This is a genomic window from Clostridium sp., assembly GCF_036642255.1.
Classification (GTDB): domain Bacteria; phylum Bacillota; class Clostridia; order Clostridiales; family Clostridiaceae; genus Clostridium_J.
Genome location: NZ_JAVWDJ010000055.1, coordinates 1 through 9,529 on the forward strand (window position 1 = coordinate 1; position 9,529 = coordinate 9,529).

Consider the following 9,529-nt stretch of genomic DNA (forward strand, 5'->3'; position numbering starts at 1 on the left):
CTATTTAGTTTTTATTGGTACATAATAATCCATTTGCTCATAGCCCATGGCCTTGCAAGCGGATGGGGGAGTTGGAATATTGCCTAAATATGCTCGAGAGGTATCTTCCTCAAAGCAACCTTTTTCTCTAATAAAATTTTTAATTTCACTTATTACCTGTGAATTATCTTCCCCGTCTATATCAGTAGCAACAGCATATAATCCCCCAGGAAAATCAATGATACTAAAATCCTCAGGTACATTCATCCCATGGTTATACATGAAATACCATACAAATCCTCCTGCCTCGTTGTCATACCACATAAAATCTCTTGGAAACATTGTTCTGGGCAAAGAGCTGAACCATTCATTAAATCCTTCAAGTTTGCCATCACTAAACATACCACATTGAGAGGATACCATCTTACAAGCAGGGATTTCATAAATACGAACATTTTCCATTTATATTCTCCTTTCAAATAGAACAAAATCTATACTTTTAGTTAGTCCATAATAAATCTGCTTTAAATTCTATATAAGATATAAGCTTTCTTTATTTTCCCTTAATTTACTGTAGTGACACAAAATAATAAAATACTGTATTAAACATGAATTAATTAAAACTTCCAAAAATAAATTATTCTAGGACCCTTAGATACCCTATCACCAGTTCTCGGTATTTTTATTGTCTTTATAGGCTCTACATTTAAAGTCCAATCTGCAATTATTTTTTCATCAATCATGTGATGTTCAGGATAATTTGCGTTGTCTTTTGGACAATCCCACATATAAGGAAAACTTAAAATTGCCATTTTAGACGTTCTCATAACTTCTGTAAATGCTTCCTTTTGTTTTCCACCCAAGTGTTCCCATACTTGTAATGCGATGAACAAATCATATTCCTTATCCTTTATTGGCCATGGTATTACGGTAGCATCATGCTTATATTCTTTTGCAACATACTTTTCTGGTGTACCCCATACATCATTCTCTGGCTTAACCATAATATCGCAATTTTTTACGATAGTTTGAAAAGCTGGCCCCAATTCTAAAACTTTTTTTATCTTTTCATTTTTATGGATAATACCTATAACTTCGCTGAAGTAAGCCCATCTTCCTTCATAATATTTACCAAGGGAACTGTTCAATAGATTTTCAAAATCAGAATAATTCATTAAGTCCATAAAATACCCCCATGAAATTATTTTAAAATTATTAGTGAATATATTACCTACTATAGGTTCTGCTCATTTGGTGGGGCTTGTATCACTTCAGGTTCATAACAGTGATGATTTCTTTTTCAATTTCACCAATCCAATGGTTTGGAATATTATCCCTGTTTATTAGCATCAGCATTACTACTATATCCGCTATTCTTGATAACCTATACCAGTCGTCAGGTAATGTCCTTAGGCTCGTAGAATTATACCCCTCTGCAAAATCGCTTTTCGTTTTATCATCTATATACTGAGAAAAATTCGTTCTAGTTCTAAAGATTTTTCCAATGTCATAATAACATGGCATAGAAAGACAATACTCAAAATCAATAAACCATGGGGTATCATTATGGTCTATAAGGATATTGGAAGGGATAAAATCCCCATGGCAGAGTACATTTTTCTCTGATATTCGCTTTATTAAGTGGCGATTATCTTCAATGAAATGTTCTAAATCTCCTTTTACTATTTCGTTTAAATATTTTCCAGCCATTCCATTAAGATAGTATTCGTATTGATTTTCAAAAGGTATTAGTTCTTTCTTAATACTAAAGTCAACATTTAATGAAGCTGCTGAACTATATTCCTTTCCATGTAATAATCCAAGCATACTTCCGATTTTATAGGCAACATTATTTGAGAAACCTTTGTTTTTAGACACATATTCTTTCAATGTGAATCCATCAATGTATTGAAAAATCCCATAAGTATTATTAATTATGGTTTTACAGTTATCAAAATACAATACCTCAGGTACTTTAATAATATTGCCAGCGTGTTTATAAGCTGCTATTTCTATAGGGCTACGGTCATTGCTCCTAGGATAAACTTTAAGTAAATACTTTTTATTTCTAGCCTCAACCATATAATTGATTGTACTCATTCCAGTTGCAATTGGAGCTATGTTTTGAACTAACAGTTCACTATTGTATTTAGAAAAAATAGCTTGAATAGATTCTGTGTCTAGGCATTCAAAATCAAAAAATCTAAAGTTATTTTGTGCCATATAATCACCTCATTTTATATAAGAAATCATGACTTCGCCATTAATTACAACAATGTCCTAACTCATAAGAAAAGCGTATCATATTTGCCATTTTATTGCATTAATTTTCCATATAATTATGTTTTCTACTCATTTACAAAGTCATAATATTCTTTATCAAGTTTGCAATGAGATTCTTATAGTTGAATTTTCAAAGTAGAAACTTATGTTACTTAAACTAACTTATACTAATTTGTCAGTTTTATCATTTATTCTATTTAAGTAATCCAAGGAATGCTTTTCTGCTTCTACCCGTTTTATAAAATCTTCACTTACAAAGTATTCTCTTAAGTCTAAATACATTTTTATTATTACATTCAAGGATTTTATACAGCTTTCAATACTATATTCTGGTATAGTCTCCTTTAATAAAGCTATGCCATCTGGAGCATCAAACTCTATTTTTCTTACACCTCTTGGCAACTTTCCATTCCTCATCAACAGCAATGGACCAATTACAGTTTGTCTTAATGCAGATATGAATTCTATAGTCTCAAAAATTTCTCCTCGACCAATTTTAGTTGAGCCATAATGAATCCATACCCAAAATCTATCTTCTATCCATTGTAAACTAGGGGTAGGAAACTTTGCTTGGCTCAATTGTAAAGCTTCCGATATACAGTTATTTCTTTCCCATAAAATAATTGGATCCTCAACCCTATGAGCTATATCATCCATTGATACAAACTTCAAATCAACATGTAATAACTCAGGACCATATAGGCATATAAGTAGCCTTGGCTCACCAACATGTTCTCCAGTAAAGGCTGATAGCAACACACCCAATTTAGCTGATATTTTAAATCTTTCTTCCATTACTTCTTTATAATAGTCGGGGTCTATGGCGATGATAAGATCCACATCTGAATACTCATCCATATCATTTATAATGTATGAGCCTCCTGCAGCAACCCCTACAATTCTTGCATCCTCTTTAAATATTTTTATAGAATTGTCTATAAAGCTTTTATGCATTCTTGGTATCATATAACCCATCTCCTTTTCCGCGTAGCCTAAATTTACTATCTAAATTTAGGTATTATTGTAGAGTAACATATTTATAATCAAAATTCAATAAGAGTAATATATAATGCCAAATGAAAATATTAACGCCTGATTATTCCGTTTTCAAACACAATTATTAGCCTAGTTAATCTTAGTAGTTAAGTCACAAATTATTTAAATGGAGACCTTAAGGGTTTCTGAATGCATTTTATTTATAGTGGGGGAGCATGATGTAATTTTCACCGCTTAGTTTGAGAAAACTATTTTAAATAAACAAATACTTATATATACTTAAAGCATTATAAGTAAAATCAGTAAGGAGGAATCTAACATGACAAAGATAAATACAAAGGAGCTATCACAAGAACAACGTGATGAACTACTCAGAATATTGAAAGCTCGTTTTGAGAAAAACATGAACTACCATATAGGTATTGAGTGGAATGAAGTACATACAAAACTTGAAGCTAATCCTGAAAAACTATGGACATTGAATGAAATGGAAATCACTGGTGGTGAACCAGATGTTGTTTCCTATGATAAAAATACGGGGGAATACATTTTTTATGATTGTTCAGTGGAAAGTCCTAAAAACCGTCGAAGTGTTTGTTACGACGGTGAAGCACAGGAGTCCAGGAAAGAGCCTAAACCCAAAAATAGCGCAATTGGTATGGCTGCTGCCATGGGCATTGAGCTTTTAACGGAAGAACAATATAGGGAGCTGCAGAACCTTGGAAATTTCGATACGAAAACATCAAGTTGGGTGAAAACACCTGATAATATTAGAAAACTGGGAGGGGCCATCTTTTGTGATCGTCGTTACGACACTGTGTTTGTATACCACAATGGTGCAGAATCCTACTATGCTGGTAGAGGTTTCCGAGGTTCGCTAAGGGTATAAATTTTAGTGTGAAGTTGACTTTAGGAGTATGTATATTAGTTGCGTCAAATCTGTAATATATGAAATGGATTTGACGCATTTTTACTATGATTTATGGTAATTTTTCTAGTGCATTGGTTTTGATTAAAATAATAAAATTTATATTTGTAAATAGATTAAGAGAAATCCGGTTAAGGCATAACTTACCAAGTCCTTTACGCTGTTTTTATAAGTTATATTGAAAGGAGTGATAGCAGTGGTGAAGAGAATCTTATGAGAAAAGAAAAAGGTAGTTAGATTTCGTTGAAAATGAAAAAAATAAAAAATACCGTAAAATCCACTTCTGATTAATACGGTATCACAATAAATTATTCCATTGTTATTTTTATTCATCTAACCAAAAACTGCAAACTATATATTTTTTAATTCTTCAATAATGTTTTGTTCATTTAGTGCTACATTTTCATTTAAAAAGATATTATCCTTATTATTACAATACCATTGATAAGCATTTTTTAAACCTTCTAGAAAATCAGTTTCATTATTATAAAGTTTATTAATTTTTGATGTATCAAGAACGTTACTATAATCAAAGAAGGGGAAAAACTCTCTTTCGTGTCTATGATATTTTTTATAATCATACTCAATTATTCTTGCTTCCTTACCAACAACATTTTCACAGCACTGAATCCACTCTTTTATTGTAATAGGTTTCTCATTACCTACATTAAAAATAGAAATTGTATCAAGTTTAGTATCTAGTAAATTCAAAATAATATTTGCTAGATCAGTTGTATAAATAAATTGCAAGTAAGTGGTTCCGTTATTCGGTATAATAATAGGTTTATGGTTACAGATATGATCAAATATAAAGCTTTCTCTTTGAGCATAGTTATTTTCCCCATAAACATATGGAGGTCTTAATATTATCAAGCTAGTTTGTGAACCTTGAAACCTTTGAATCAAGAATTTCTCTGCATCTATTTTGTTCATACCATAGGATGTCCAATATTTGTTTTCATTCAATGGAGTTTCTTCGCTATATGGAATACTAGAATTTTCAACATCATAAACAGCACTTGAACTAATAAATACAAACTGTTTTAAATTCTCTTTATTTAAGGATTTATATAAAATTTCAACTTGTATTTTATTCAGTGCAGAAACGTCTATAACAATATCGAATAAATATTTACTTAAAATATTCTCCATTTGCGTTGCATCATTTCTATCACATTTTAAGTTTATTAATCTGTTATCATTATCTTCCATAGTACCTCTATTTAGAGTGTAAACTAAATAGTCCTTATCTAATAATACATCTACTATTTTTTTACCAATAAAATAACTGCCGCCCATTATCAAAATTTGCTTTTTCATCTTATATTCTCCCTCATACCAATTAATAATTTTTAAGGTTCATAGTTTTGCTATTTTGATTAATTATAATAAGAGTATAACATGTTTGCCAATTTATTACACAAATTCCCATAATTGTGATGAGCTTTAAATTTTAAATACCGTAAGATCCATTTCTGAATAATACGGTACTTTAAGGACTTATACGGTTTTTAATTTTAGCATTAAATGAGAAGATTACATAACAATGTTTATTGAGTTTGAGGTAAGAAACTTATAAATCTCCATTTCATCACCTTTACTTATGAATGTTAATGATAAATTTCTTTTAGTTCCGTTTGACATATAAAAAGTTATATTACTTCTACTATATTTTACTTTACAAATATCAGTTAAGAGTAATTCCTTTTTCTTATACACCAATCCATAGTTTACAATTATGCTATTTTGTGAAATAGTTACAAAGTCATTATATATATTTAAAAAATTAACAATGTTAAACACTGAAAGAACAATTAAAATAATAATCATTGGAGAAAGAACTATCAAAAAGGATTTGTTTTCACGCAATATTATTATAGCAAAAATATTTAGTATCACTTGTACTATCCATAGTAAGGCAACAATAAAAGCAGTTGGTAACATCTTTATTTTCATCTAAATTCCCTCACATTTTTATAAAATTTACTTCGTCTAAAATAAAACAATGTCTTAACTCATAAGAAAATCGTATCATATTTACCATTTTATTGCACTCATCTTAAAATTTAAAATCACCTAATCTGTAGAGAATTTATAGCTAAAGATTTAACTTTGTTCAAGTGTTAGCTATAAGTTGTCTTTTATTTATATTTCAGTACAAATAATCAGAAGTTGCAGGTATATCATCGAAGTAAATATATGGTAAAATAGGGTAAATACAACAATATCAAATCTTTTATAAAAGCCACACTCTATTAGTACCATGACTTATTTATTTTGGTGGGGTTATAGTTTGGGAGTATTTGTTTTTGGATCAGTTGTTGCTGGAGTGTTATTATATATCAACACAGTTTCAATTATTAAAAAAGTTAGAAAAGAAGAGAATACAGAATTTAATACTTTATTTGGATGTATTTCAGTGGCTTTTATCATTTATGCTAGTTTTATTATATGAGGATATTCTAGCATGGGGTGTTAGATTTGTTGCATCATAGAAAATTTTAGTTAAATAATTACTAACTATTTTAAAGTAGAAATAGTATTTATAAAGAAGACAACTATAGAAATATAGTTTAATGAGAAATAAAAGGAGAAAATCATATGGATATTGGAACAGTTACAATTAATACAAAGAGACTAAAGTTAAGAAAAATTTCCCTATATGATGTCCAATCAATCTATACACATCTTAAAGCAGACGAAAGAGTTACTGATAACCTAATTAAAGGTATACATAAGAGTTCAGAAGAAACTCTTGTGATGGTTGAAGAAATCATTAGTCAATATGAAGATCCTAGTTTTTACTATTGGGGAATAGAATTAATTGAAAGCAAAGAATTAATAGGACTAATAGATCTTTTCGAATTTGAGTATGATGAAAGGAAGTGCAAAGTAGGATACTTAATAGGACATAATTGGTGGAATAAAGGTTATGGAACAGAGGCATTAAGAGCCGTAGTAGACTTTGCATTTGATAACATAAAGGTTAGTGAAATTAGTGCTGCACATAACACAGACAACCCAGCTTCAGGAAGGATTATGGAAAAGGTGGGAATGCAAAAACACAGTATAGTTAAAGATATGATAACAAATGCAAAGGGGCAATCCAAAGATTGTGCTATCTATAAATTGAAAAACAATAATTGAGATTATTGTAAAAATCAATAAAGTTTACTAGTAGAGAAGTAGATAAACAGAAGCCACTAAGATAAAGTATTCAAGGATCTATTAAGTTCCAAGAGACTTTTCTCAGTGGCTTCTATTCCATTCATCTTAAAGTTTAAAATCAACTAATCAGTAAATAACTTATAACCAAAGCCCTCACTGGGTTGAAGCCTTTGCAACAAATTGTGTTTTGGTTTTCATGGAAAAACAACTATGTAACTAAAAAAATCATGAAACCATATTATTACAGTAATTATATGGTAAAATCATATTAGTTAAATAATACAGGAGTTTTATTTAAAGTCAGACCAGTAGTTTTCATCAATCAATCTCAGAAACTTGATTGATGAAAATTAGTGAAAAAGTCAGGTTTATTTAAGAGGGGGGAATGAGTTTTGAAGAAGAAGAAAACAATCATACTTCTATTAGTGATAATTGTTGGAATATCGTTTTGGGGATATATAGTTTATGGTAGAGAAAAAGCAAACAATTATATCACAATGCTAAAAAGTATAGATGAAGTTTCTCATAGGGTTGGTTTTAGTGATGATGTTAGAGTTGAAAAAATAATAAAACAAACCCCAACTACTCTCGTTATACGGGCTAAGTGGGGGGATAATGAAAAAATGTATTTAACAATCAACAAGTGGATGACAAGAGGATTTGATACCATGGAGGTAGATGTTATTGATAAAAATAAAAGCGGCATAATGAGAGAATAAATGTTTTATAAGTAGAAGTAAGGGGATGAGGATATGGGGAAAAATAGAACAAGTAATTACGGAATAGCATTTATATCTGTTATTTTATTTGGGATGATAGGGCTTTTTACAATAGGTTTTAGTAATGGTATACCTGTGGGGTTAATAATTGGAATTATTATTGGATTATTAGTTTCAATTTTGATTGCTCAGGAAAGAATATTTAATTTACTGAATGATAAAGTACAAGTTAAAAAAGAAAATTAGTTATGCACTTGTAATGGGTAAGGAAAAAAAGCAATTTATATAATTGACGGGGGATATTTATGGAAGATCAGGATTTAACCTTTAGAACTAATAGAGGAAAGTTTAACTATAGGGTTGGGGCGATTATTATTAGAGACCATAAACTACTTATGGTTAAAAATGAAAGTTCGCCTTATTATTATTCAGTTGGAGGAAGAGTAAAATTAAATGAAACCTCTGAAGAAGCTGTTCTTCGTGAGGCATTTGAAGAGACAGGCATAGAACTTGAAATTGACAGGTTAGCCTTTATCCATGAACACTTTTTCCACGAAGAAGTATCAAAGGAACATTACCATGAAATTGCCTTTTTTTACTTAATGAAAGTACCTACAAACATGAATTTTGTCTGCAATAGCTATGGAGACCAAGGATCAAAAGAACAATTACATTGGTTACCTATTGAGGATATAGGTAGCTATCACCTGTATCCTGAATTCTTCAAAACTAAATTAACAAGAAACATAAATGGCATAGAGCACATTATTTCAAAAGAATAACATCACTTATTATAAGCACAAACATGCAACCACTAGGTAAAAGTATTGATTAAGCTGTCTATCGCAGTTAAACCTTTCAGTGATAAATATTCTGGTTCTAACCTTAATAACATCTAATTAAGGAATTAGATCACCATGGATTTCAAGTATAAAGTAAATCAAACTTATTAAAGAATCCATGTATGGATTCAATATAGAGAGATTTTCCATAAGGTTATGGAATGTATTTACAAAGGCATAATTGTAAAATGAGAGTAATTTTAATGAAAATATTGGAGGGGTATTATGAGCATTGTTAGCATATTCGGCTTTGCTAATTTAATAATTATTGTAGGCTTATTAGGAATGGGGATTTACGGATTTGTGTTATTTGTGAAACTTGCGAATAGAGGAATAAAAGCACTAGATATTTACATCAATGAAAAAAACAATAACAAATAATAAGTGATTAATCTTCTTAAGTTGTGTCACAGAAATCATTTAGAGCAAAATATTTATAGAATAGGGGATTAGTATCATGAGAATAGCCACATATAATGTTTGGAATGAAAGTAGAAATATGGAGAGCCGAATTGAACAACTTATCACAGAGATAAATCAGGTTGATGCAGATGTCATTGGATTACAAGAGGTAACAGAAGATTTTTTCAATAATCATCTTAAAAAGAAAACAC

The 9,529-nt window shown here is 30.0% G+C and carries 13 protein-coding genes; 7 read left to right on the forward strand and 6 right to left on the reverse strand.

The window, feature by feature from the left end:
* The 4 genes from RR409_RS18415 to RR409_RS18430 all read right to left on the reverse strand — a co-directional run bounded on the left by RR409_RS18415 (position 1) and on the right by RR409_RS18430 (position 3,228).
* Positions 1-441 (reverse strand): GyrI-like domain-containing protein, encoded by a 441-nt coding sequence (locus RR409_RS18415; RefSeq protein WP_332559237.1) that lies wholly within the window; start codon positions 439-441, stop codon positions 1-3.
* A gap of 155 nt (positions 442-596) precedes the next feature.
* Positions 597-1,163, reverse strand: coding sequence for a hypothetical protein (locus tag RR409_RS18420; RefSeq protein WP_332559238.1), 567 nt, complete (start codon positions 1,161-1,163; stop codon positions 597-599).
* An 82-nt stretch (positions 1,164-1,245) separates the two neighbouring features.
* Positions 1,246-2,202, reverse strand: a complete 957-nt coding sequence (locus RR409_RS18425) for an aminoglycoside phosphotransferase family protein (RefSeq protein ID WP_332559239.1) — start codon at positions 2,200-2,202, stop codon at positions 1,246-1,248.
* A gap of 222 nt (positions 2,203-2,424) precedes the next feature.
* Positions 2,425-3,228: a nucleotidyltransferase domain-containing protein gene (locus RR409_RS18430; protein ID WP_332559240.1), complete on the reverse strand. Its 804-nt coding sequence runs from the start codon at positions 3,226-3,228 to the stop codon at positions 2,425-2,427.
* A 349-nt stretch (positions 3,229-3,577) separates the two neighbouring features.
* Here RR409_RS18430 and RR409_RS18435 point away from each other — a divergent pair, with 349 nt between their 5' ends.
* Positions 3,578-4,147 (forward strand): DUF4256 domain-containing protein, encoded by a 570-nt coding sequence (locus tag RR409_RS18435; protein WP_332559241.1) that lies wholly within the window; start codon positions 3,578-3,580, stop codon positions 4,145-4,147.
* Between the two features lie 390 nt (positions 4,148-4,537).
* Here RR409_RS18435 and RR409_RS18440 read toward each other — a convergent pair whose 3' ends face one another.
* Positions 4,538-5,506 carry an NAD-dependent epimerase/dehydratase family protein gene (locus RR409_RS18440; protein ID WP_332559242.1) on the reverse strand — a complete coding sequence of 323 codons (969 nt, stop codon included), beginning with the start codon at positions 5,504-5,506 and terminating at the stop codon, positions 4,538-4,540.
* Positions 5,507-5,722: 216 nt separating this feature from the next.
* Positions 5,723-6,142, reverse strand: a complete 420-nt coding sequence (locus RR409_RS18445; protein ID WP_332559243.1) for a hypothetical protein — start codon at positions 6,140-6,142, stop codon at positions 5,723-5,725.
* 337 nt (positions 6,143-6,479) lie between these two features.
* Here RR409_RS18445 and RR409_RS18450 point away from each other — a divergent pair, with 337 nt between their 5' ends.
* The 6 genes from RR409_RS18450 (at position 6,480) to RR409_RS18475 (ending at position 9,296) form a co-directional block, all read left to right on the forward strand.
* Positions 6,480-6,641, forward strand: coding sequence for a hypothetical protein (locus RR409_RS18450; protein WP_332559244.1), 162 nt, complete (start codon positions 6,480-6,482; stop codon positions 6,639-6,641).
* Between the two features lie 146 nt (positions 6,642-6,787).
* Positions 6,788-7,333, forward strand: coding sequence for a GNAT family N-acetyltransferase (locus tag RR409_RS18455; RefSeq protein WP_332559245.1), 546 nt, complete (start codon positions 6,788-6,790; stop codon positions 7,331-7,333).
* 413 nt (positions 7,334-7,746) lie between these two features.
* Positions 7,747-8,073, forward strand: a complete 327-nt coding sequence (locus tag RR409_RS18460) for a hypothetical protein (RefSeq protein ID WP_332559246.1) — start codon at positions 7,747-7,749, stop codon at positions 8,071-8,073.
* A gap of 33 nt (positions 8,074-8,106) precedes the next feature.
* A complete protein-coding gene (locus RR409_RS18465; protein ID WP_332559247.1) occupies positions 8,107-8,319 on the forward strand; it encodes a hypothetical protein in 213 nt (70 codons plus the stop codon).
* 59 nt (positions 8,320-8,378) lie between these two features.
* Complete coding sequence (locus RR409_RS18470) at positions 8,379-8,855, forward strand: NUDIX hydrolase (protein ID WP_332559248.1); 477 nt, start codon at positions 8,379-8,381, stop codon at positions 8,853-8,855.
* 285 nt (positions 8,856-9,140) lie between these two features.
* Positions 9,141-9,296 carry a hypothetical protein gene (locus tag RR409_RS18475; protein WP_332559249.1) on the forward strand — a complete coding sequence of 52 codons (156 nt, stop codon included), beginning with the start codon at positions 9,141-9,143 and terminating at the stop codon, positions 9,294-9,296.
* Positions 9,297-9,529 lie beyond the last annotated feature (233 nt).